The sequence below is a fragment of the Chromohalobacter sp. HP20-39 genome (assembly GCF_033052815.1).
Classification (GTDB): Bacteria; Pseudomonadota; Gammaproteobacteria; order Pseudomonadales; family Halomonadaceae; genus Chromohalobacter.
Genome location: NZ_JAWHTP010000082.1, coordinates 1 through 577, shown reverse-complemented (window position 1 = coordinate 577; position 577 = coordinate 1). Strand labels below are relative to the sequence as shown.

General features: G+C 64.8%; 2 protein-coding genes. Both read right to left on the bottom strand.

Annotated features, from left to right (window positions below):
* Positions 1-200: phage protein NinX family protein (locus RVY79_RS17030; RefSeq protein WP_317465659.1), on the bottom strand; the 200-nt coding region annotated here is incomplete at its 3' end.
* Positions 197-577, bottom strand: a 381-nt coding sequence (locus RVY79_RS17025) for a hypothetical protein (protein ID WP_317465658.1), incomplete at its 5' end; no start/stop codon positions are given. The genes RVY79_RS17025 and RVY79_RS17030, both read right to left, overlap by 4 nt.

Here is a 577-nt window from a genome sequence, read left to right as displayed (position 1 = left end):
AGCAGGCTAATAAGACCCCGCTCAATGAGCGGGCCGCCGTCGCCCCAGTTGCTACTTGGCGCGAAGTCCGCCAGATCGCCATCGACGAACACATACAGATGGGGATGCAGACCCTTCTCGAACGCGCTATCGATTTCTAGGCCCTCAGCTTTCGCCACCCAGTAGTCAAGAAGCGCGCCCTCCAGTTCCGCCACCTTCATACCGTTTCCCCTTGCGTCATCCGGCGCACCGTTTCCGCCATTGTCACACGCGCCACCTCCCCGTCAATCACGTGCGCCGCGATCGAATGCGCCTTCGCCAGCCGCACCTTCCAGTGCTTTAGGGTGTGGTGCGACGCGCCGTACTTGCGCACGAGGATGCGGCAGACGATCTCTGGCGGGAACTGGTGGACGTAGTAGTACTGGAGCAGGCGCTTCGAGATGGGATCGGCGATGCGCTGCCAGGCGCGCTCAACCAGCCAGCCGTCTTGCACGTCGCGCGGGATGGGTGGCTCGGCCACGGTGCCCTTCTCGGCGTCGCGCAGGGCCGTGGCCAGCTTTGCCCACGAGGCGCAGCACTGCGGTTGCGAGCGCGGGTC